Source organism: Enhygromyxa salina, from assembly GCF_002994615.1.
Classification (GTDB): domain Bacteria; phylum Myxococcota_A; class Polyangia; order Nannocystales; family Nannocystaceae; genus Plesiocystis; species Plesiocystis salina_A.
Window position 1 is genome coordinate 1 of record NZ_PVNK01000194.1, and the last position, 23,032, is coordinate 23,032.

The 23,032-nt window shown below is 69.7% G+C and carries 18 protein-coding genes; 12 read left to right on the forward strand and 6 right to left on the reverse strand.

All coding sequences use genetic code 11. From position 1 onward, the window contains the following. Window positions 1-719: 719 nt before the first annotated feature. A complete protein-coding gene (locus ENSA5_RS22585; RefSeq protein WP_106393763.1) occupies window positions 720-1,685 on the reverse strand; it encodes an aldo/keto reductase family protein in 966 nt (321 codons plus the stop codon). Between the two features lie 34 nt (window positions 1,686-1,719). Next, a complete protein-coding gene (locus tag ENSA5_RS22590; RefSeq protein ID WP_146155998.1) occupies window positions 1,720-3,333 on the reverse strand; it encodes a right-handed parallel beta-helix repeat-containing protein in 1,614 nt (537 codons plus the stop codon). Between the two features lie 81 nt (window positions 3,334-3,414). Between ENSA5_RS22590 and ENSA5_RS22595 the strand changes: the two genes are divergently transcribed. From ENSA5_RS22595 to ENSA5_RS22620, 6 genes are all read left to right on the forward strand, one after another. Then, entirely contained in the window at window positions 3,415-4,032 is a 618-nt protein-coding gene (locus ENSA5_RS22595) for an RNA polymerase sigma factor (RefSeq protein WP_106393765.1), read from the forward strand. Between the two features lie 85 nt (window positions 4,033-4,117). After that, window positions 4,118-5,593, forward strand: coding sequence for a nicotinate phosphoribosyltransferase (locus tag ENSA5_RS22600; RefSeq protein ID WP_106393766.1), 1,476 nt, complete (start codon window positions 4,118-4,120; stop codon window positions 5,591-5,593). Between the two features lie 5 nt (window positions 5,594-5,598). Next, entirely contained in the window at window positions 5,599-6,288 is a 690-nt protein-coding gene (locus tag ENSA5_RS22605; RefSeq protein ID WP_106393780.1) for an NUDIX hydrolase, read from the forward strand. Between the two features lie 17 nt (window positions 6,289-6,305). Further along, entirely contained in the window at window positions 6,306-6,956 is a 651-nt protein-coding gene (gene pncA, locus ENSA5_RS22610) for a bifunctional nicotinamidase/pyrazinamidase (RefSeq protein WP_106393767.1), read from the forward strand. Then, a complete protein-coding gene (locus ENSA5_RS22615; protein ID WP_106393768.1) occupies window positions 6,953-7,519 on the forward strand; it encodes an NUDIX hydrolase in 567 nt (188 codons plus the stop codon). Before pncA ends, ENSA5_RS22615 begins: the two co-directional genes overlap by 4 nt. A 286-nt stretch (window positions 7,520-7,805) precedes the next feature. Beyond that, complete coding sequence (locus ENSA5_RS22620; protein WP_146155999.1) at window positions 7,806-9,017, forward strand: proprotein convertase P-domain-containing protein; 1,212 nt, start codon at window positions 7,806-7,808, stop codon at window positions 9,015-9,017. Between the two features lie 12 nt (window positions 9,018-9,029). Here the strand turns inward: ENSA5_RS22620 and ENSA5_RS22625 are convergent, their stop codons facing one another. Then, a complete protein-coding gene (locus ENSA5_RS22625; protein ID WP_106393770.1) occupies window positions 9,030-9,662 on the reverse strand; it encodes a hypothetical protein in 633 nt (210 codons plus the stop codon). 180 nt (window positions 9,663-9,842) lie between these two features. On the opposite strand from ENSA5_RS22625, the gene ENSA5_RS38040 reads away from it, so the two are divergent. The 3 genes from ENSA5_RS38040 to ENSA5_RS22640 are packed head-to-tail and all read left to right on the forward strand — an operon-like array spanning window position 9,843 to window position 12,166. Then, a complete protein-coding gene (locus ENSA5_RS38040; RefSeq protein WP_106393771.1) occupies window positions 9,843-10,643 on the forward strand; it encodes a hypothetical protein in 801 nt (266 codons plus the stop codon). Window positions 10,644-10,700: 57 nt separating this feature from the next. Further along, window positions 10,701-11,567 (forward strand): alpha/beta fold hydrolase, encoded by an 867-nt coding sequence (locus tag ENSA5_RS22635; RefSeq protein WP_106393772.1) that lies wholly within the window; start codon window positions 10,701-10,703, stop codon window positions 11,565-11,567. Beyond that, window positions 11,564-12,166, forward strand: a complete 603-nt coding sequence (locus tag ENSA5_RS22640; RefSeq protein ID WP_106393773.1) for a protein N-terminal glutamine amidohydrolase — start codon at window positions 11,564-11,566, stop codon at window positions 12,164-12,166. Before ENSA5_RS22635 ends, ENSA5_RS22640 begins: the two co-directional genes overlap by 4 nt. Before the next feature lie 36 nt (window positions 12,167-12,202). Here ENSA5_RS22640 and ENSA5_RS22645 read toward each other — a convergent pair whose 3' ends face one another. From ENSA5_RS22645 to ENSA5_RS22655, 3 genes are all read right to left on the reverse strand, one after another. After that, complete coding sequence (locus tag ENSA5_RS22645) at window positions 12,203-13,498, reverse strand: DUF4215 domain-containing protein (protein ID WP_181198038.1); 1,296 nt, start codon at window positions 13,496-13,498, stop codon at window positions 12,203-12,205. A 227-nt stretch (window positions 13,499-13,725) separates the two neighbouring features. Beyond that, window positions 13,726-17,016 carry a hypothetical protein gene (locus ENSA5_RS22650; RefSeq protein WP_106393775.1) on the reverse strand — a complete coding sequence of 1,097 codons (3,291 nt, stop codon included), beginning with the start codon at window positions 17,014-17,016 and terminating at the stop codon, window positions 13,726-13,728. 317 nt (window positions 17,017-17,333) lie between these two features. After that, the gene (locus ENSA5_RS22655; protein WP_106393776.1) at window positions 17,334-18,743 is read right to left on the reverse strand and encodes an MBOAT family O-acyltransferase; all 1,410 of its coding nucleotides are present in this window, start codon (window positions 18,741-18,743) and stop codon (window positions 17,334-17,336) included. A gap of 92 nt (window positions 18,744-18,835) precedes the next feature. Between ENSA5_RS22655 and ENSA5_RS22660 the strand changes: the two genes are divergently transcribed. The 3 genes from ENSA5_RS22660 to ENSA5_RS22670 all read left to right on the forward strand — a co-directional run bounded on the left by ENSA5_RS22660 (window position 18,836) and on the right by ENSA5_RS22670 (window position 23,018). Next, window positions 18,836-20,596 (forward strand): VWA domain-containing protein, encoded by a 1,761-nt coding sequence (locus tag ENSA5_RS22660; protein ID WP_146156002.1) that lies wholly within the window; start codon window positions 18,836-18,838, stop codon window positions 20,594-20,596. A 164-nt stretch (window positions 20,597-20,760) separates the two neighbouring features. Next, the gene (locus ENSA5_RS22665; protein WP_106393778.1) at window positions 20,761-21,396 is read left to right on the forward strand and encodes a hypothetical protein; all 636 of its coding nucleotides are present in this window, start codon (window positions 20,761-20,763) and stop codon (window positions 21,394-21,396) included. Between the two features lie 257 nt (window positions 21,397-21,653). Next, a complete protein-coding gene (locus tag ENSA5_RS22670; protein ID WP_106393779.1) occupies window positions 21,654-23,018 on the forward strand; it encodes a sigma 54-interacting transcriptional regulator in 1,365 nt (454 codons plus the stop codon). The last annotated feature ends 14 nt before the right edge of the window (window positions 23,019-23,032 follow it).

Here is a 23,032-nt window from a genome sequence, read left to right on the forward strand (position 1 = left end):
TTTTCGCCGAGGGCTTTGTCGCCAAAACTTGCAGTACGCCCGGTACAGCGGCGTTTTGGCTTCGCGCCCTCGGCGAAAATTCCGGCGCGAGGCGACACGATGCATTGCACCCCGGGCTGCTAGCAGCTGCTCCTCGACGGCCCCGTTCCCCGCCCCGTCCCTCGCCGTCCACTCCAAGGTGTACTCGCCCGGCTCCAGCACGACCGAGCCGTCCGAGGCGATGTCGAGCGGCCCCCCCCCACGCTCGTCGGCACCGCGAGCGTCACGACCTCGGCGCCGTCACACCCCGCAGCCGCCTGCGAGCGCTCCACACTCAGCGCGGGCGCGCCCGTGTCCTCCACCCGCGACGAAGTGGCCGCCGCGACAGTGAGGGCGACAGATTTGCGGGGCCTCGTCCCGACTATCGCAAGCTGCATTCGTAATTCCCTCGCTAGGGTTGCTCTTCCTCGACAATCTCCGCACCCCCGCGCCCCGGGATCAGTGTTCGCGTGCCAGCGTGGGCGAAGGCGCGAAGACTCGACGGCTCACACTTACCACCGGCGGTGGGCCCGCCGCCGGTCCGGGTCGTCGTCGCGCGCTCGTTGATGAAGAATTGCGCGACGCAAGGCTAGCAGCCCGGGGTGCAATGCCTCGCGCCGCCTCGCTTGGCCTGTTCGCCGAGGGCTTTGTCGCCAAAACTTTCCGGCGCGAGGCGACACGATGCATTGCACCACGGGCTGCTAGACCACGTCATTGGGGTCCGCGCAGGTCCGCCGGGGGGCGCCGCTGCCCAGGGCATCGATGGCCGCCATGTCTTCCTCGTCGAGGGCGAAACCGAAGACGTCGAGGTTCTCCCGCATGCGATGCGCCTTGGAGGTCTTGGGCAGGACCGCGCGGCCCGACTGGAGGTGCCAGCGCAGCACGACCTGCCCGACCGCGACGTCGTGTTTGTTCGCGATGGCCGTCAACACGGGGTCCCCAAGCATCCCGAGGGCACCGCTGGCGAAGGGAGCGTAAGCCGTGATGACGATCCCGTGCTCACGGCAGTAGGCCTCGATGTCGCGGTCTCGGCAGTAGGGGTGGGCCTCGATCTGGTTGACCATGGGCGTGGTGAGCTGGTCGTCCTCGACCAATTCTCGCAGGTGCGCCGTCGTGAAGTTGGACACCCCGATCGCCCTGGCCGCGCCCTTGTCGTGGAGCGCCATGAAGGTCCGCCAGATCGTCCGCCGCGCGTCGCGGGCGAGCGCGGCGTCCCGGTTTTCAAACGGACCGGGCCAGTGGATCAACAGCAGGTCGACGTAGCCCAGGGCCAGGTCGTCGAGCGAGCGCATCATGTCGTCGAGGACGCGCTGACCAATGTCCTCGACCTCGTCGGCGTTCCAGGTCCGCAGGTGCGAGATGTTGACCTCGGGCGACGTGCGCGGGTGCGCGAGCTTTGTGGTGATGAAGATATCCTCGCGCGTCAGCGCCCCCGACGCGAAGCGCTGGCCGAGGCTCGCTCCCACGATCCGCTCGGTGCCGTAGGCGTGCGCGCCATCAAACGCCCGATAGCCGGCGTCGAGGGCCATCGGGATGGCGCGCCAGGCCTGCTCGGGCAAGAAGCCCTGAAACTCCGACCCCCCGACCCAATCGCCGAACGCGCAGCCAAAGGCGATGGAGGGCATGGTGACGCCGTTGCGGAGCGTGATCGTCTGGTCGATCGTCATGCCCCCTCTCTATCACCGTTGCGGGGCGTACCTGTCAGCGCTGGCGTCGACGCGCGAGGCCAAAGCCCAGCCCGAGCAGCCCCAGCCAGATGGCGCCCCCGCGTGAGTCCGCGTCGGTCGTGCACCCGCACCCGCTTGCGCCGCCCTCGCTCTCGTCCGCGCCAGGCCCGTCCTCGCCGGTGCCGACGCCTTCGCTGCCGCCGGACTCGGCTCCGCCGCCCTCATCCTCGTTGCCTCCGGTCCAGTCGCCGCCGTCGCCGTCGCCCTCGCCGTCGCCGTCGCCGTCGCCGGGCGGGGGCTCCTCGGTGTACTCGTAGGCGCCGACGTCGGGCGCCCTCAGATCACGGGCGACACCCTCGATGTCCTGGGTGCTCCACTCGGTCGCGGCTCGGCCCGCGCCGACGGCGAGCGAGTCGGCCATGAGGTGAAAGTCGCCCCCGCCCGCGTCGACGAAGCCGACGGCGTCGATGGCCATGTCGGAGATGTTGTTCTGTGCGTCCCAGTCGACGTCGCCCGCGGCCGCGATGTCGGCCTCGCCAGACTCGAGCACGAGGTTGTTCCAGCCGATGTTGCCGACGAGGTTGGGCCCGAAGACCGCGAGGCCAAAGCGCCCCGATCGCAGGACCGTATTATGCACGAACACGTAGCTGGCCCCGTCGAGCTCGGGCAGCATGTTCGAGTTGGAGTAGATCCCGCTCTGGCCGAAGTCGACGATCAGGTTGTCGTGGACGTAGGTGTTATCGGCGAACTGAATGAAGATCCCGTTGGTCGGTCCGCGCTCGAGCCGGTTGCCCCAGATCTCGCACTGCGAGGCGCCGCCGATCTGCATGCCCTGCTGCTGGTACTCGACGCCCTCGAGCCCGACGTCGTGGATGTAGTTCGCCCAGACCTTGCAGTCCACGGGCGAGACCCCGACCTGCATCCCGTCCCAGCCCGTGTTCTCGATCAGGTTGTGGTGGATCTCGACGCCGTGGTGCTCGTGGGGGTAGAGGGTCGTGGTCTGGCCGTCGCAGTTGTAGTCGCGCCCGCCGTAGCCCGTGCTCCCGAAGTAGATGCCCTCGCCGCGGGTGTCGTGGATCCAGTGGTGGTGGATCCGGGTGTCGTACTGCACGAAGTTGCCGAGGTTGGCCGAGCCGTCGCAGGTCGGCTCGGTCTTGAGGCTGAAGCCGGCGAAGCCCGACTCGTAGACCTCGAAGTGGTCGAGCTCGTAGTCGCTGCTGAGCCCGCCCACGACCACGCCGCTGGCCGAGTAGTCGGGCCCGGTCCGGGACGCGCGCACGCGAAAGCCGTACTCGAAGTCCGTGTCGCCGCTGCCCGTGATCCGGACGTAGCGCGAGCCGTCCATGGTCAGGCCGTAGCCGCGATCCTCGTTGTCGATCTCGACCTGGCCCTCGCAGTTGCGGACCTCGATCCACTGTTCGTTGGCGCCGACGAAGTCGTAGAGGCGCAGGAACTCGCGCGCGCCTCCGCGCACGCACACGCTGTCGCCGGGGCCGACACCAAGCTCGGCGCCGTTGGCCGAGGGCGTGTCGGGCTCGATGACGTGGTCGCAGTCGCAGGGCCCCTCGGCCCGGACCGCGCTCGGGACCACGACCAGGCTCAGGGCGATGGCCCCGGGCGTCGAGCGAGCACAGCGAGATGTGGGCACGGCGCATCATAGCGCCATCTGCGGCCGAGTCGTCTGATCAGTCGTCGGTCAAAGTCGTCGCGGCGGTGTAGGCTGGACCCGATGGCGAGCGACGAGGCCCTCTACGCGGCCTGGGCGGGCGGCGACCGACGAGCAGGCGGGCGGCTGATCGACCGCCACCTGCCCTCGCTCGCGCGCTTCTTTGGCGCCAAGCTGTCCGACCCCTCGGCCGCGGACGACCTCGTCGCCAAGACCTTCGAAGTGTGCGCGGCCAAGCTCGGCAGCTTCCGCGGCGATGGGACCTTTCGGGCCTACATGTTTGCGATCGCCCACAACCACCTGCGCAACCACCTGCGAGGTCTGCAGCGCGCGGGCGAGCGCTTCGAAGCCCTCGAGATCTCGGTCGCCGATCTCGATCCCACCGCCTCGCGTCTGCTGGTCCGCGACGAGCAGCGACGCTTGCTCCTGCTCGCGCTGCGCTCGATCCCGATCGACATGCAGGTCGCGATCGAGCTGTCCTACTTCGAGGAGATGTCGCGGGCCGAGATCGCCGAGGTCCTCGGGATCCCGCCCGGGACCGTCGCCGGTCGCCTCCGTCGCGGCCGCGAGCTGCTCGAGCGAAAGATCGAGCAGCTCGCCAACCAGCCCCAGCTGCGACGTACGACGATCGACTCGATCTCGGCCTGGGCTGCGCGGCTCGAGCTCGACCGTCGCGGGTGACACATGCGTGGACGCACACCCGGGCGGAGCCGCGGGCGCCACCTCGCGGTGGCTTTTCTGAGTGTATGAAGTACACTATTAAAACATGACCTCACGCGAACCGACCGGCCTCCAGACAGACCTCTACCAGCTGACGATGGCCCAGGGTCACTGGTCGCTCGGTCGGGCCGACGAGGAGGCGGTGTTTCACCTCGGGTTTCGCCGGGCCCCGTTCAAGGCCGGCTTCGCCCTCGCCTGTGGCCTCGCCCAGGCCGTCGAGCTCGTCGAGGGCCTCGGCTTCTCGGACCAGCAGCGGGCGTTCCTCGCCACGCTGACGGGCAACGACGGCGAGCCGCTGTTCGACCCGGGCTTCCTCGCCTGGCTCGGTGAGATGAAGCCAACGGTCGACGTCGACGCGATGCCCGAGGGCACGCCCTGCTTCGCCCACGAGCCGCTGCTGCGCGTCCGCGGGCCCCTCGTTCAGGCCCAGCTGCTCGAGACAGCGCTGCTGACGATCATTAATTTTCAGACCCTGATCGCGACCAAGGCCGCGCGGATCGTCGCCGCCGCCCGCGGTGACGCGGTGCTCGAGTTTGGCCTCCGCCGGGCCCAGGGCCTCGACGGTGGGCTCTCGGCCAGCCGCGCGGCCTACATCGGCGGCTGCGTGGGCACGTCCAACGTCGCGGCCGCGGCCGCGTTCGAGATCCCCGTCAAGGGCACCCACGCCCACGCCTGGGTCATGTCCTTCACCGACGAGGAGGCCGCGTTCTCGGGCTACGCCGAGGCCATGCCCAACAACTGCGTGTTCCTGGTCGACACCTACGACACCCTGCGCGGGGTCGACCGGGCGATCGCCGAGGCCGTGAAGCTGCGCGAGCGCGGCCACGAGATGGTCGGGATCCGGCTCGACTCCGGCGACCTCGCCGCGCTCAGCAAGGCCGCGCGCCAAAAGCTCGACGACGCCGGATTCCCCGAGGCCGCCATCGTCGCGAGCAACGATCTCGACGAGTACCGGATCACCGCGCTCAAGCAGGCCGGGGCCAAGATCGACGTGTGGGGCGTGGGCACGCGCCTGGCCACGGCCTACGACCAGCCCGCGCTCGGCGGCGTCTACAAGCTCTCGGCCCTGCGCGCGAACGCCGATGAACCGTGGCGGCGGATGGTCAAGCTCTCAAACACCCCGATCAAGACCTCGACGCCGGGCATCTTGCAGGTCCGTCGGCTCAGCCGCGGGGGCACCTCGCAGCTCGACGTGGTCTTCGACGAGGCCTTCGGACCGCCGGAGGCGACGGGCTCGGGGCCCGTGGTCGCGCGCAGCATCGATCCGCTCAGCGACGCCGAGCTCACCTTGCCCAACGACCCCGAGGTCACGAGCGTCGACCTGCTCGAGCCCGTGCTCCGAGGCGGTCGCCGAGTCTGCGAGCTGCCGAGCGCCACGCAGATCCGCGAGCGCGCCAAGACCCTGCTCGCCGAGCTGCCCGAGGGCCTGCGCCGCTTCGACGACCCGAGCCCCTACCCTGTCGCCCTCGAACCCCGCGTCGCCGCGCTCAAGCGCGAGCTGATCGTCACCAGCGAAGGTTGATCCTCGTGAGCCACACCTACGAATACGCGCGCGCCGCCCTGACCGTCGACTGCGTCGTGTTTGGCCTCGGCGAGGACGAGCTCGAGGTCCTGCTGATCCGCCGCGCGCTCGAGCCCTTCGCCAATCGCTGGGCGCTGCCGGGCGGCTTCGTCCACATCGACGAGACCCTCGAAGACGCCGCCCTGCGCGAGCTCGAAGAGGAGACCGGCCTGCGCAAGGTCTACCTCGAGCAGCTCTACAGCTTCGGCGCCATCGATCGCGACCCCCGAGAGCGCGTGGTCACCGTGGCCTACTACGCGCTCGTCAAGCTGTCCGACCACAAGGTCCGGGCCGCGACCGACGCGTCCGACGCGGCGTGGTTTGCGGTCAGCGATCTGCCCGACCTCGCCTTCGATCACGCGCAGATCGTCGACATGGCCCTGAATCGGCTGCGCGCCAAGGTCCGCTACCAGCCGATCGGCTTCGAGCTCCTGGCCAAGAAGTTCACCCTGACCCAGCTGCAGCGCATGTACGAGGTCATCCTCGAGCGCACGCTCGACAAGCGGAATTTTCGCAAGAAGATCCTCGGCATGGATCTGCTCGTCGAGCTCGACGAGGTCCAAAAAGACGTCGCCCACCGCGCGGCGCGGCTCTACAAATTCGACGACCGGCGCTACCGCAAGCTGGTCAAGCAAGGCTTCTCGTTCGAGATCTAAACACAAGAGAGGTGCCCATGACGCGCAACAACAACCAGGCCCTGATCATCGTGGATCTGCAGCCAGACTTCCTCCCCGGCGGCCCGCTCGGCGTGCCCGAGGGCGACGCGATCGTCCCGGTCGTGCTCGAGCTGATCAAGCGCTTCGAGCTCGTCGTCGCGACCCAGGACTGGCACCCGGCCGACCACGGCAGCTTCGCCGCCAACCACAGCGGTCGCGCGCCGGGCGAGGTCATCGATCTTCACGGCCTCGACCAGGTCCTGTGGCCGGTCCACTGCGTCCAGGACAGCGAGGGCGCGCAGCTGGTCCCCGAGCTGCGCGAACGCGAAGCGCAGATCGGCGCCGTGTTCCGCAAGGGCAGCGACAAGCGGACCGACAGCTACAGCGCCTTCTTCGACAACGGCAAGCGCGGGGCGACGGGGCTCGGCGAGTGGCTCGAGGCCCGCGGCGTCGGCTCGGTTGCGATCTGCGGGCTCGCGCTCGACTACTGCGTGAAGTTCACGGCCCTCGACGCGCTCTCGCTCGGGCTCGAGACCACGCTGATCCGCGACGCGACCCGGCCCGTCGAGCTCGAGCCCGGCGACGGGCAGCGGGCGATCGAGGCGATCCGCGAGGCGGGCGGCGAGATCCTCGACAGCGCCACGCTGCTGAGCGAGGCTCGACCATGAGCGACGCACCGCCGAGCAAGCAGGAATTCCCCGAGCCCGAGCTGATCGCCGAGGGCAAGTGGCTGCGGCTGCTCAAGCGCGGCCGCTGGGAGTTCGCCCAGCGGACCGTCGGCGGGACCGCGGCGCTGATCGTCGCGGTCACCGAGGCCGACGAGCTGATCTTGATCGCGCAGCCGCGGCCGCCGGTCGCGGGGATCACGATCGAGCTCCCGGCCGGGCTGATCGGCGACCACGCCGGGTCCGAGGACGAGGCCCCGGAGCTCGCCGCCGCCCGCGAGCTCGAGGAGGAGACCGGGTTCAAGCCCGCGCGGCTCGAGCGAGTGGCCGAGGGCACGAGCACCCCCGGGCTCAGCGACGAGCGCCTGATCTTCTTTCGGGCGCACGAGCTCGAGCGGGTCAGCGAAGGTGGCGGCGACGAGCACGAGGACATCACCGTGTTCTTGGTCCCCCTCGCCGAGGTCGAGTCGTGGCTGGCCGCGCGCCAGGCTGAGGGCTACGTGATCGACCTGAAGATCTGGGCGGGGCTGTACTTCGCGCGCCGACCTTCAGACACGAGCACCTGAGTGCGGGCCTGGCCGTAGCGGCCAGGCGGCAGCGGCAAGCGCACGCGAGGCTAGCAGCCCGGGCTGCTAGACCAGAAGGGTCGTCGGGCTCGACGCCCACGCCGACGTGGATTGCCCCCACTTTCTCTTGCACGTATTCACACGGCTCAATTCAATGCCGTCTATGGTCACGGTCGTGGTCGGTCGCGCAGGCCGCTCCAGGATTACCGCGCGCCGAGTCGACAAGGGCAGGAGCGGCCCCAGACGTGCCTGGCGGCATGGAGTCAAGCTGATAGCATCCCGCCCCATGACTCACGCTCGACTCTTCGTGCTCACCGCGGGGCTGGGCCTCGCGCTCGGCTGCAACGACGACGCGTCCTCGACCGATGACGAGACCGAGACCGGTACGGGCGACGGCGACGGCGACGGCGACGGCGACGGCGACGGCGACGGCGACGGCGACGGCGACGGCGACGGCGACGGCGATGGCGATGGCGACGGCGATGGCGATGGCGATGGCGATGGCGACGGCGATGGGGATGGGGATGGCGACGGGGACGGCGACGGCGACGGCGACGGCGACGGCGACGGCGACGGTGATGGGGACGGCGACGCCTGCCTCGAGCCCGGGGAGCTCGGCCCGGTTGCGAGCGAGGCCGTCGAGCTCCCGCTCTCGGAGTTCTTCACGGACCCGGCCACGATCGAGCTGTTCGGCGAGGACGCCGAGCTCGCCTACCAGGGCTATTTTGGCCAGGAGCCCCCGCTGCCGCTGCAGGGCACGTGGCTGCTGCTGACCCACCTCGAGCGCCGCCCGATCGGCACGCGCTACGAGCTGAGCGCGCTCGACAACCTTGGCGCGTGCGAGCTCGAGGCCACGGTCTCGACCACGCGCCTCGGCGAGAGCTGCGACAATTTCTCGTACACGCGCATCGGCCCGGCGGCGGTCAGCTTCCCGGCTCCGTTCACGGGATCCGGCGCGCTGCAGCTGACGACGCCGCCTGCGGTGGAGTTCGACTGCGAGGCCGACGGCGCCGCCGCGTTTGAGGGCTGCGACGAGTCGCAGTGGTGCGCGCCCGGGCTGATCTGCGCAGGCGTCACCCGCTACATGCAGGGCATCTGCATGGACGCGGGCCTGCGCGGCGAGTTCGCCAGCGGTGCGCTCGACCTCCCGATCCCCGACGCCGACGTGCTCGTCGACACCCTCGATGCGGATGGCCTCGCGACCGTCGACACCGACGTGATCGTCACGATCAACCTCGCCCACCCCGACCCCTCGGCGCTGACGATCACGCTGACCAACCCCTCGAACAACGAGGTCATGGTCTGGGATCAGGAGCCCAGCCCCTACGCGCTGAGCTGGTACCCGGACGGCGAGCAGCTCAGCCTCGTGCGCGTGCCGGTCGGCTTCTCGGGGGACGAGGAGGTCAACGGCACGTGGACGCTGAAGGTCACCGACGCGGGCGGAGGCGGGGGCACGCTGCTCGACTGGGGGCTCGAGATCATGAGCCGCTTCGACTAGCAGCCCGGGCTGCTAGATCAGCGTGACGTTGAGGGTCGCGTCGCCGCCGTCGACGGCCGAGTCGACGACCACGTAGACGATCTCGCCAGGCGCGAGGTCGACGATCAGAAGCTCGGGCGGGACCACGCAGTCGCCCTCGGCGAGCGGCGCACACTCGCCGTCGACCGTGTACAAGACCCCATCAAAGGTGGCGTCGGTCAGGGAGAACTCGACGCTGACGGCGGCCTCGGCCTCGTAGCTGAACACCATCTCCGGCCCGGGGGCGCCGCAGACCGCCTCGAGCGTCGAGACCGCGGCCGGGATGCTGACATCGTTCGCGCCCTCGCTCAGCGGGAGGACCCCGAGCTCCCCACACGGAAGCCCACCGTCGCCGTCGCCGTCGCCGTCGCCGGTCCCGGTGTCCTCCTGCCCGCTATCGCTGTCGCCGTCGCTGTCGCCGTCGCCGTCGCCGTCGCCGGGATCGGTGGTGCCCGCGTCGTCGTCTTCTCCCTCGGGACCCTCGCTGCCCTGGGTCGCGGCCCCGCCCTCGTCGCCCGTCTCGTCCCCGAGGCCCGAGTCGGACCCCTCGTCGAGGAAATCGATCTCCTCGGGTTCGACGCCGACCAGCCCGCAGGCCGACGCGGGGAGCCAAAGCGCGAGGGTCACGAGGCCAGCCCACGGCGCGCGCGAACGGCAGGTTTCGGTACGAAGCGGTGAAATCATGGCAAAATCTCTCTTTTTCGTGTCCCAGGCTGGAGGCGGGTACACTGCTTCCGAGCGTACACGTTGGCGGTGAAGTCCCCCATGCACAAACTCTCTTTGCCCGTTCGGACATCACTGTTGCCCTTGCTTGGCGCTTTCGCTCTAGCCTGCGCCGCTGAGCCCAGTGATGACGGCGGCTTCAGCACCTTCGGCAACCCCACGACCTTCGGCAACGACACCAACAGCTCGAACAGCGACGACGACGACACGGGCGAGGGCGACACGGGCGACGGCGACGGCGACACGGGCGACGGCGACACGGGCGACGGCGACGGCGAGCCCAGCTGCGGGGACGGGCAGGTGAGCGTGGGCGAGGCCTGCGACGGCAGCGACCTCGCGGGCGAGACCTGCGTGTCGCTCGGGTTCAGCGGCGGCGCGCTCGCGTGCGCGGGCGACTGCTCCGACTTCGACGTCAGCGGCTGCACAAACCAGTTCTGCGGCAACGGGGTCATCGACGAGGGCGAGCTGTGCGACGGGCCCGAGCTCCAGGGCCAGACCTGCCAGAGCATCGGCTTCGCGGGCGGGCAGCTCGGCTGCAACCCCAACTGCCTCTCCTTCAACACCAGCGGCTGCGTCGACGCGACCTGTGGCAACGGCGTCGCCGAGGGTGACGAGGTCTGCGACGGAAACGACCTCGACGGTGAGATCTGCCTGACCCAGGGCTTCGCGGGCGGGGCCCTGGCGTGCAACGGCAGCTGCACGGGCTACAACACCGCGGGCTGCTTCAACGGCTCGGGCGACTGCTGCACCGACAACCTCTACCCCGGCTGCGAGGTCGCGGCGGTCCGGGCCTGCGTGTGCGCCCTCGACACCTACTGCTGCGACACGCTGTGGGACGTGTTGTGCGTCGACGCGGCGATCGCCTCGTGCGGCGCGACCTGCTGAGCGGCGGGCTCCGGGCTGGCCCTTGCGCGGCCCTCGAATTCGCGCCATGAGTCGCCCGTGCCGGACGCCGTCGAGCTCGATCTTCCAGACCTCAAACTGAGCGGGCTCGCGTGGGGCCCCAAACACGGCCGCCCGGTCCTCGCAAGCCACGGCTGGCTCGACAACGCGACCACGATGTCGCGCCTCGCCCCGCTCCTGTGCGAGGCCCTCGAGCTGCGCATCGTCAGCCTCGATCTTCCGGGCCACGGCCTGTCCGAGCACAAGCGCGGGCCCTACCACTTCGTCGACTCGGTCGCAGATCTGATCCAGGCCGCCGACGCGCTCGGCTGGGACCGCTTCACGCTCCTGGGCCACTCGATGGGCGCGGGCATCTCGACCCTGACCGCTGGAGCCGTGCCCCAGCGGATCGAGCGCTGCGTGCTGCTCGAGGGCATCGGGCCGATCGTCGATGTGCCGGCCGAGGCCGCCCGTCGGCTCGCGCGCTCGCTGCGGGTCGAGGCCGCCAAGCGCGACAAGCCCAAGCGCCTATTCCCGGACCCAGCCACGGCCGCGGCGCGCTACCGCGAGGCCGCGCCCATGGACCCGGCCTCGGCCCGGCTCCTGATTGACCGCGGGCTCGTGGAGGTCGAGGGCGGCTGGACCTGGCGCGCCGACCCCCGCTTGCGCATCGACTCGCGCATGCGTCTGTCCGAGGAGCAGGTCCACGCGTTCCTGACCGCGATCGAGTGCCCCGTGCTGCTCGTGTCCGCGACCCAGGGTTGGCCCCACAATGGCAAGGTCGTGGCCGAGCGCATCGCCGCGATCCGCGACATCACGGCGGTCGAGATCGAGGGTCGTCACCACGTCCACCTCGACGACCCCGCGGGCGTGGCCGCGCTCGTCATCCCCTTCTTGAAGCCCCTGTTCGAGGCCCCGCAGCCGTGAGCACAGACCCAGCCTACTGCCCCTACTACTGCGAGGAGAACGTCTGGCACCTGTGCGCCAACCCGCGCTTCGAGGGCTGTGATCGGCGGGTGTTGATCATCTCGAACCGCGCGCGGCGGGTTGCGATGTGGGGCCAGCGGCTGTGCTCGGACCCCGAGCTCCCGATCGCCTGGGACTACCACGTGATCTTGCTGGTCCGCCAAACGCAGCGCGGAGAACACAGCCCCTGGCAGGCGTGGGACCTCGACAGCGCCGAGCCAAGCCCGCGTCCGGCGAGCGAGTGGCTCGACGACAGCTTTCGGGGGACCGGGCTGCTGCCCCAGCAATTCACGCCGCGCTTTCGTCTGGTCTCGTGCGCCGACTACCGCCGCTTTCTTCGCAGCGATCGCCGACACATGCGCGCGCCCGATGGCTCGCCGAGGGCGACGCCCCCGAGCTGGCCGCCGATCCTCGGCGAGCGGCCGCCGGGGACCCTCGACGACGGCAGCAACCTCGATCGCTTCTTCGACACCGAGGACCCCGACTTCTTGGGCGCGCTGTTCAGTCTGACCGAGCTGCGGCGATGGCTGGCTACCGCGACGAGCGGGCCCCCCTCGTGAGAGGCCCCTCGAAGACCAGGCTAGCACCCCGGGCTGCTAGCAACCGTCGACGTTGTGGTCGGACGGCTTGCGCCAGGTGCAGTTGTTGAGGCAGTCGTCGGTCTCGTCGTCGTTGCCGTCGTCGCACAGCTCCTCGACGTCGTCGACCACGCCGTTGCCACAGCTGGGGTTGTGCTCGCAGCACAGCACCTGAACATGCTGCTCGTTGCAGCCGTAGGCGGACTCGCAGGTGTCGCGCGAGCTGCCGTAGCCGCAGTTGAGCGGGATGTCGGTCGCGAGAGTCCCGGGGTCTCCGTAGGGCCCGAGCGTGTAGTGGCCGGCACCGCTGCCGCTGCGGCACAGGACCTCACCGATGACGATGGTCTGGTTGCTGACCGCGTAGTTCCAGTTGGCGTTGCGGTTGTGGTGCTGGGTCTGTGAGCACAGCTCCCAGTTGACCGGGCACAGGGTCTCGGCGTCCTGCTCGCAGGTCTGGTCGTTGGGATCGTCGCAGACCATCATGTCGCCGCCGGGGCTGAGCGAGAGCTGCTCGGCGCCGTTTTGGCAGATCGCCGGGGGCAGCTCGATCGCGCACTGCGAGTCGCAGCCGTCGTTGTCCATGTTGTTGCCGTCGTCGCACTCCTCGACGCCCTCCTGCACGAAGCCATCGCCGCAGGTCGCGTCCTCGCACGAGCCCAGGCAGTCGTCGGTGTCGACCTCGTTGCCGTCGTCGCAGGCCTCGTTGCCTTCCCAGACGTAGCCGTCGCCGCAGGTCGCGGCCTCGCACGCGCTCGTACAGTCGTCGGTCTCGACCTCGTTGCCGTCGTCACAGACCTCGTTGCCCTCCCACACGTAGCCGTCGCCGCAGGCCGCGGCCAGGCACATGGTGGTGCAGTCGTCGGTCTCGACCTCGTTGCCGTCGTCGCAGACCTCCATCCCCTGGACGATCCCGTCGCCGCAGGTCTCGAGCATGCACGCGGCCGAGCAGCCGTCGCCGTCATCCATGTTTCCGTCGTCGCAGCCCTCGACGCCCTCGTTGACGAAGCCGTCGCCGCAGACGTTGTTGATGCAGTCCGAGGTGCAGGCGTCGTTGTCGTCGGGGTTGCCGTCGTCGCACTCCTCCATGCCCTCGACCACGCCATCGCCGCAGACCGGGCTGCCGGTGTCGCCGTCTCCGTCGCCGTCGCCGTCTCCGTCTCCGTCGCCGTCGCCGGGGTCTCCGTCTCCGTCTCCGTCGCCGTCTCCGTCGCCGTCGCCATCTCCGTCGCCGTCGCCGTCGCCGTCGCCCGTATCGGTGCTCGTCGTGGCGGTGCCAGACTCTTCGGTCGTGGGTGCATCATCCGTGCAGGCCACGACCAACGCCAAAGAAGTACCGAGTAGGGAAAATTGTAGGACTCGTCGTCGCATGGCGCCGATAGTCGCCGTCACCTGTGATCGCCACAACGTCAAAAATCGTCACTCCGCCTGAAGCGCGCGCGGCGACCAGCGTTACTCCACCGAGCGCGAGCTTTGTCGTGAGCGCGGTTCGACCGCTGCTGCTGCCCCAACGATCGGACAGTCCGATCAATCTGCCTGCAAGCTCAGCCCGATCGCTCGACGAACTCGCGCAGGCGCTCGGCCAGGAGCTCATGAGTCAACTGCTCGCGGTGGACGATCGTCGCGCCCTCGTCGACGCCCGCGCCATACTCGTCGTAGCGCTCGAAGCGACCGAGCTGCACGTCGGCCGTACGGGCACCGTCACGCAGTCGGACCGCGTTGTCGTAGACCACCGCGAGGACCAGGTCGGGTAGCGCCTCGGCCCGAGTCCGGGCCTCGGGCAGCTGCGCGAGATCGACGAAGACCACGAGGTGGTTGTCGTCGTAGTCGATCTGCACGGCCTCTCGCGGCAGCCGTGGCAGGGCCTCGGGCCAGCCAAACTCGAGCTCGTCGAACGCCGCCGCCAGCGGCTTGGTCCGGGCCTCGCGGACCGACTCGGGCCCCTCGGCGTCGACCGCCGGGCTGCGCTCGCGCAACCAGTCACGAAAGCTCGGGGACAGCGCCGCGCCCATCTCGTCGGCGATCGCGTCGATCGCCCACGGCGGCGGGTGGATCCCGACGACCGGCGGGCTCGCAAAGGGCGTGACCTCGAGGTGTCGGTCGAGGAGCGGATCGGCGACGTCGATGACCTCGAAGCCCCGCCCCCGCGCGAGCTCGAGGAAGCGCGTGACCCGGGCCTGGCTCGGCCGCAGCGCCTCGCGGTTGCGGACGATATAGGGCGAGGTGTCGAGGATCACCAGCTTCGAGTCCCAGCGCCGCGCGAGCTTGGTCAGGCGCTCGAGCTGCTCGGCCATGAACGCGTCGTCGGCGTCCGCGGGCAAGAAGGTCGAGGCGTTGGCCTCGATCGAGATGATGTCCGGGCGCCCGGTCTTCATGAAGCGCTTGATCGCCGCGATCTGCCGGGTCAGCCGACCGCCGGGGAGGGTGCGCTGAAAGGTGTGGAGCCGGGCGCCCTCGCGCAGCGCGAGGTCCCGACCGAGGCGCCGGGCGAGCGCGCGACCGAGGGAGTACTGGCCCACGACCTCCGACATCGACATCATCGACGAGCCGACGAGCAGCCACACGTAGGGCCCGCCCAGCTCGGGGTCGGCCCCGCGCGCGCTGGCCAAGAAGCGGGTTGGGTCGTGGTCGGTCAGGGCCCGCTCGCCGGATCGAGCCGCGAGCAGATCACGAAAGCCGAGGCGCTCGAGGCTGAACTGGCCGATCTTCGAGACCCCCAAGAGCCCGTCTTCGAGCCGCAGCAGGCGCGAGCGCCCGGACTCGAGGTACACGAGGGTGGCCGAGCTCTGATCCAGCGCCATCGAGCCCTCGTGGTAGTAGGACGAGAACCCGGTCGTGCTCTGGTTGAAGTAGAAGTAGCCGAGCCCGACGACGAGGGGCTTGAGCCACGGATAGACCAGCTCGCGCTCGAGGTCCAAGAAGCGCAGGTGGGCGCGCTCGGTCACCCGCTTGTTGTAGATGCCGGGGCGAGGGTGAGGCGCGAGGTCCTGGACCAGGAGCCCGCCGTAGCGCTCGACGTACTCGAGGCCGACGATCTCCGACAGGTGGATCTCGGCGAAGGGCTGCGGGAACGCCCCGGCCTCGTCTTGGGGCAGCACCGCGCCGCCGAGGTTCTCGAACACGACCCCGAGCTCATCCCCGAGCTCGTTGACGTCCGGCGCGGCCAGGTCGAGCCCCCGCGCCGACGCCCGGGTCCGGAGGATCTGCCCGTCCGCGAGCGCGAGGTAGAGATCGCCAGCGGGGCTGATCGTGAACGCCGAGAGCTGCCGGCCCGGGGCCGCGCCGCCGCGGACGACGACGCTCGGGCTGCCGGGCGCGAGGCTGACGATGCGGGTCTGTGCGTCGCGCGACTGCAGCATGTAGAGCTGGCCCGCGTGGCCGCGCAGGGCCTGGATCCGCCAGCCCTCGCCGAGCCGCACGACGGTCTCCAGCTCGCCCCCGTCGAGCCGCCGCAGGCGTTGGCCCTCGCCGTCGGCGAAGTAGATCGAGTCGCCGACAAAGCGCGGCGACGCGGGCCCGTCGAGGAGCGCGGTCGAGGCCGAGCCGTCACGATCGCCCGCGACCCCGGGCGTGCCGACGAGGGTCGAGACCACGCGCAGGTCTCCGTGGAGCTCGCGCAGGACGTGGTTGCCGGTGTCGGCGATCACGATCCGGCGGCCATCGTTGGACACGGCGACGCCCTTTGGAGACGCGAAGCGAGCCTGCCACGCGGCGCCGTCGCTCGACCCGGCGGCCACGCTCGCGACCAGGCTCGCGTCGGCGCCCCACGGACCGATCAGCTCCGGATCGCTGGGCAGGCGCTCGAGCTGGAGGCCGAGCTGCTGCAGGAGGTTGATCGCGAGCACGCGGTGGCCGTCGGGGCGCAGGTGGACGTGGTCCCAAAACAGCTCCGAGCGAAACTGCGGGTGGTCCATGGGCAGCAGCGCGACCGCGCGACCGTCGGGCGCGAGCAGCCCGTCGAGGCGCCCGAGGTATTCACCCTGGGCCGAGGCCCGGCCGAGCCCGGCCATGAACTCGTCTTCGAGCGGGACGGTGAACAGCGCCAGGCGTCGCCCCGCCGCCCGACAGCGCCGCGTGATCTCGCGCAGCGCCTCGACCTGGACCGACCGAGGATCGAGCTGAGGATCGCGGTAGTGGACGCTCAGGCGCGCGAGGGCCTCGACCCGCTCGCCGCGCTTTGCTGTCTCATCTGCGCGCGCTCGCCCCGGGCCTGCGAGTCGATCGCGCGCGTTCACGAAGCGATCGCGGTGACGGTAGACGGGCGCCCAGCGACGGACAAAGCCCAGGATCGCGTCGGTGCCCGGCACCCGCGAGCCCGAGGCGCCGTCACCGAGCTCGGCGAACCACGCCCGGCTCGGGGCCTCGAGCTCGGCGTAGGCGGCCGAGAAGTAGCGCGGAGACAGCTCGAGCAGGAGCGAGACCCGGCCGTCGGGGTCCTCCTCGTCGAGCTCCTCGACGACCGCGAGCATGTCGACGGGCAGCATGCCGCTGAAGGCGACCTGACGAAACACCGCGTCCTCGCGCTCGCCGAGCTCGCGCTCGAGGTAGTCGACCAGGCGGTGCTCGTGCCAGTCGGGGAGCTCGGCCCGGCCCGTGTCACCGACCAGCACCGAGTCGCCGATCAACAGCCACGGCGTGCCCTCGGCCTCCGCGGTCGCCCGCAGGTAGCGGCGGACGTCGTCGGCGTCGTCGAGGGACTGCGGCCCGCGCGGGCCCTCGACCGCGGCGAGGAGCAGGTCGATCAGCACGATCAGCGCGGCGAGACCAAGGACGAAGCCCCGGGCCCGGCCTGAGCGCGGCGGCGAAGGCTGCGAGGGGTCTGGCGCGGCTGCCATGGTCAGGACTCAAAAGAGCTGCTCGCACGCCAGCAACATCAGCCCTCCGACTTCGCCATGCGCACGAGCTCGTCCCTCTGCCACACCCATTGTCAGCTCGTACAGGGCTTGTGAGTCGTGAAGAACAGTGACTCCGAGGCCGTTGCCGACGGCGGATAGCTTCTTGATCATCACAGGACCGTTGTGCGGGAGGTTCGGGTGAGAGTGTAGCCTCCCCACAGGCTGGGAGACACTGCTACGTCACGATCGGCCGCGCTTTTCGCGGCGTGCGCTCCGCCGCAGTCTCCTCGCACCACGGGCTGCTCGACTGGCTGTGGTCAGAACTGAAAGTAGATGAACTGCGGCGCCTGCTCGCGCGCCAGCAAGATCGAGGCTACGGCGAGGCCGGCGTAGAAGACCAGCGACAAGCTGGCCCTGTCTTGCACGCGCTCGAGCAGACGAAGGTGGCGCGCCGCCAGGCTCAGGCCGAGGATCGCGTAGAAGCCGACGATGATCCCGAGCTCGCTCGCGGTGATCGACTCACCGCCCGCGAGCGCGTGGCCGATCGAACCCGCGATCACCCGGACATCGGCGATCTGCTCGACGCGAAACAGCAGCCAGCCGAGGATGACCACGTGCAGGGTCCACGCCCAGGTCACGACGCCGAACACCCGCGGCGCCCGCTCGCGCAGCCTCACGACCCACGCCCGCTCGCGCAGCTGATGGTGGACCAAGAGCAAGACCCCGTGGAACAGGCCCCAGATCACGAAATTCCAGGCCGCCCCGTGCCACAGCCCCGACAAGAACATGGTCGCGGCGAGGTTGAGCAAGACCCGCGCCTTGCCCCGTTGGCTGCCGCCCAGCGGCTTGTAGACGTAGTCCCGAAACCAGTTCGACAACGAGATGTGCCAGCGCCGCCAAAATTCCGAGATGTTGGCCGCGAGGTAGGGCTGATCGAAGTTCCAGACCAGCTCGACGCCGAGCAGCCGGGCCGAGCCCTTGGCGATCTCCGAGTAGGCCGAGAAGTCGAAGTAGATCTGGAGCGTGAACAGCAAGCAGGCGCACAGCGAGGCCCAGCCTCCGTAGGCGCCGGGGTCGGCGAACACGCGATCGACCAGGAGCGCGCAGTAGTCCGCGAGCACGACCTTCTTGAACAGCCCGAACAGGATCAGGCGCAGCCCAGCGGCGAGGTCCTCGCTCGCGACGCGGTGGCCGGCCAGGGCCTCGAACTGCGGCAGCAATTTCTTGGCCCGCTCGATCGGCCCGGCGATCAGCTGGGGGAAGAAGCTGACGTAGAGTAAAAAGCGCGTCGGCGAGCGCGTCGGCTCCAGCTCTCGACGGTAGACGTCGACGCTGTAGCTCATGGTCTGAAACGTGTAGAAGCTGATCCCCGGCGGGAGCAGGAGCTCGGCGACGCCGCCTTGCTCGACCAGACCGAGGGCGTGGAGGTTGTCGAGGAAGAAGCCCCGGTATTTGAAATAGCCGAGGATCCCGAGGTTGACGGCGACGCTCAGCAGCAGCAGCAGCTTGCGCCGCGTCAGCCGCTCGGTCCGACCGAGGGCGAGGCCGACGCCGAAGTCGGTGAGCCCGGAGATCAGGATCAACGCCGTGAGCGGGACGCTCCAGACCGAGTAGAAGCCCAGGCTCGCGACGAGCAAGAAGGGCACGCGCGCGCGGCCGGGCAGCGCCGCAAACACGCTGACCACCAGCGCCAGGAAGAGCACATATTCGATCGAGTCGAAGGTCAAGGCGTGGCCCGGGCCGGATCCGGCTCACGCTAACGAAATTCCCCCGCGCTTGCGAGCGGCCGCGTATGATGGTCGCCGGCGGGGTATCGACCTTGAACACCAGAGACAAACTCGACCTACAACATCTGCGGCTCGCCACCTCGAGCCTCGCCGGGCTCCTGCTCCTCGCCAACGGCTGCACACGCACCGCAACGTGCCTCGACGATGACTGCGCAGACGATGGCGGCACCGACACGGGTGGCGACGACACCGACGACACCGACGACACCGACGACACCGGCGGCGAGCTCCCGCTCCCCGTCAGCCGCGACGTCGACATCCTGTTCGTGATCGACAACTCGGGCTCGATGGGCGAGGAGCAGGCCACCTTCGCGGCCAACGTCGCCTCGTTCATCGATGTCCTCGAGGCCGAGGAGATCCAGGCCAACTACCGCATCGGCGTCACGACGACCGACAGCGGCAACCTCTGGTGCCCGACCTCGACCCCCGAGGCCGGCAACCTGGTCATGAGCTCGTGCAAGAACCGGCTCAACGACTTCGTGTTCAACAACGGCGAGATCGACGTCCGCGACCTCGCCTGCAACGACATCTGCACGTTGACCGAGGCCGAGCTCGAGATCCTGCCCACGACCACCGACTTCGACGCGGTCGCCAAGCCGCGGCCCTGGCTCGAGCGCATCCAGGGCGTCAAGAACATCCCCGAGAGCACGGACACCGCGGCGGCCTTCGCCTGCTTCGGGCCCCAGGGCATCAACGGCTGCGGCTTCGAGTCGCAGCTCGAGTCGATGTACCTCGCGCTCATCCGGTCTCAGAGCACGGACGAGGAGAGCTACGGCTTCATGCGCCCCACCGCAATCCTCGCCGTCGTGTTCGTGACCGACGAGGCCGACTGCTCGTACAACAAGAGCTACTCGGAGATCTTCGAGCAAAACGGCAACAAGGTGTTCTGGTCGGACCCCGCAGACAGCTCCCCGACTTCGGCGGTGTGCTGGAACGCGGGCGTCGAGTGTATCGGCGACCCGAGCAACTACGACTCGTGCAGCTCGGCCAACAAGGACCTCGACGGCAACGTCGGCGTCAGCGATGCCGAGGCCGTGCTCCACCCGATGAGCCGCTACATCGAGCTGCTCGACGAGCTCGAGCAAGAGAAGCAGCAGTACGACCACGAGAACGAGATCATCGTCGGAGTGATCGGCGGGGTCGGGGCCGACGGCCAGGCCTTGTACGCCGACGTCAGCGGGACCGACCCGGAGTTTCAGCACAGCTTCGGGATCGGACCCGGCTGCCAGGCGCCCAACCCCCTCGACCCCGACAGCCCGAGCGAGGCGGTCCCGCCCGTGCGCCTGCTCGAGCTGACCGAGGAATTCACGCCCGGAAACCTGTTCTCGATCTGCGCGCAGGACTACTCGCCCGCGCTCCAGGCGATCGCCGACAGCATCCAGTACCAGCTCTCGCCAGCTTGCTACACCCAGTGCGCCAAGGACACGGATCCGGACACCGCGGTCCTCGATCCCGAGTGCGAGGTCTTGGAGGACCCGCCCGGCAACGACAACACCGTCGTCATGCAGGAGTGCCTCCGCGACCAAAATGGCTACGCGATCGATCCGCAGAGCAACGACTACGCGATGCCCAGCGACGAGGTCAACGTCTGCTACGCGCTGCTCGTCGACCCCGACGGCCTGACCACCGATCTCAACGACGACATGTCCGATCGCTGCGTCGACCTCCACTACAACCTCGAGTTCAAGGTCGCCCGGCGACCCGGCTTCCCCGCCGACTCGGGGACTTCGGTCTCGGCGAGCTGCAGCCTCGCCGACTTCCCCGAGCTCAGCTGCCCCGGCATCGGCGGCTGAGGCGAAGACCACCGGGGCGCGCGAAGCTCGGCAGGTCCTACGACGACGCCCGGGGCGAGCGCGAGCTGTGGCGGGCGCCGAGTCAAGAGTCGCGCGCCGCGGTGAGAGCGATGCGGCCCGCCACGCGTAGATCCCCGCCCGTGCCCGCTGCTACCCTCCGCGCTGTGACCAAGCGTCTGCTCCTCGTCTCGAGCTTCTCGCTCACCCTCGCCGCGGGCTGCACCGGTGAGGCCCACGAAGCCGGGCATCAGCGCGCGGTCGAGGTCGAGCCTGGGCTCGGACCGCGCGCTCAACCGCCGCCGCCCGAGCCCACACCCACGCCTGTCGCCGAGCCGCCCGAGCCCACGCCCGCCCCCGAGCCCGAGCCCGAGCTCAGCGAGCGCAAGCAGGCCCTCGCCAACGTCGGCCGCGCGGCCTTCGACGCGCTCGAGTCCGGAGAGTTCGACGCCCTGCTGGCCCTCACGCCCCTCGTCGACGACTTCTTGCGCGATCGCTGCGCCGACCTGCCCGTCGCCGATCGCAAGGAGCTCGAGGCCCGCTTCAATCACTGCCACCAGGCGATCGCGTGGACCTCGGTCGCCGAGGCCCAGGTGTTCGCGGGCGAGCCGAGCGGCGAGCCGGCGATCGGCTGCGACGCGGCCATCGAGGACTATGGTCGCCTCCAGCTGTTCGTGCACATGAACGACGCGACGATCTGGCGCTTCGACTTTTTCGGCGCCGTCGGCCAGGCCGGCAACGCGATCGGGATCAACGGCGAGGTCAGCTGCCGCGAGGTCGACGAGGCTCCGGCGCTGAAGTAGGGCCTCGCCGATCGCTGCACGTGGACCGGGCAGGCCTCGCCCCAGATCAAGCGCTGAATTCAAAAAGCTGAATGGTTTAGAGCGAGTACGAGCCGAGAGGCGCGCGTTTGGGGTCAGCGGAGGGGACTTCGCCGCCGCGGCGCTCGATCAAGGACTCGAAGGCCTGAGTCGAGCGCGCAGCGCTGATTCAGGCCTAGCAGCCCGGGCTGCTAGCACCCCGGGCTCCTAGCTTCGCCTCGATCGAGTAGACTCATCGGGTGCGCGACGGCGATCGAACGCTCCCGACCCAGCGCGTCGAGTTCGCGGCCGAGACGGCCCGGCGGCCCGGTCGCCTGATCCTGCGCGTGCTCGACGGTCGCAAGCCCGGCGAGACGATCGACGTCTCGGGCCGGGTCGTGAGCGTGGGCCGCAGCGGGCTCGCCGACGTCCGCGTGGCCCATCGCTCGATCAGCTCGCTGCACTTCGAGCTCCAGGCCCGGCGCAGCGGCGCCGTGCTCCGCGACCTCGGCAGCACCAACGGCGTGTGGTTTCAGGATCGCAGAGTCCAGGTCATCGAGCTCGAGGCCGGAGATCTGTTCAAGGCCGGCGAGTGTCGCTTCGTGCTCGCCGACGTCGGCGAGGTCGAGATCGACGCCCTCAGCGCGAGCCGCTTCGGCCAGCTCCACGGCAGCAGCCTGGCCATGCGCGAGCTCTACGCCCAGATCAACTCGCTGGCCCAGACGCCCCTCGACATCCTCCTGCTCGGCGAGACCGGGACCGGCAAGGAGCTCACTGCCCACACGATCCACGAGGCCTCGCGCCGCCGCGGACCGATGATCGTGCTCGACTGCGGGGCGCTGTCACCGAGCCTCGCCGAGGGCACGATCTTCGGCTTTCGCAAGGGGGCGTTCACCGGGGCCGAGCGCGACCAGGCCGGCGTGTTCGAGGCCGCCGAGGGCGGGACCCTGTTCATCGACGAGGTCGGCGAGCTCCCCCTCGAGCTCCAGGTCAAGCTCTTGCGCGCGCTCGACCGCCGCGAGGTCACGCGCCTCGGCGAGCCCGGCCACGCGCGCAAGGTCGACGTCAGGATCGTCGCCGCGACCCACCGGGATCTTCGCCAGGCCGTGGCCGAGGGCAGCTTCCGCGAGGATCTCTACTACCGGCTCGCGCGCGCCGTCCTCCGCACCCCGCCGCTGCGCGAGCGCGAACAAGACACCGTCGAGCTGGCTCAGACCTTTCTCGGTCGCGTGTGCCAGGACTACGGGCTCGAACTCTACCTCGGCGAAGACGCGCTGCGAACGATCCGCGCCTACCGCTGGCCGGGCAACGTCCGCGAGCTCCGCAACGCGATCGAGCAGGCCGCCCACATCAAGCGCCGCGGCGCGATCGGGGCGGCCGAGCTCAGGGTCGGGGCCGGACGCGCCCCGCGAGCGAGCGCGCTGGCGACGGGGCTCGAGGCCCTGCTCGACGGCGACTGGAACTATTACGAGATCCACGCCGAGCTCGACAAGCTGCTGCTCCCGCGCAAGCTCGAGGAGCAAGACCACAACCTGTCGCGGGTGTCCAAGCGCCTCGGGGTCAGCCGCGACAAGCTGCGCACGCGGCTCAAGGAGCTCGGGCTGTACTCGCGCTCGCGGTCTTGACCCTGGGCTGCTAG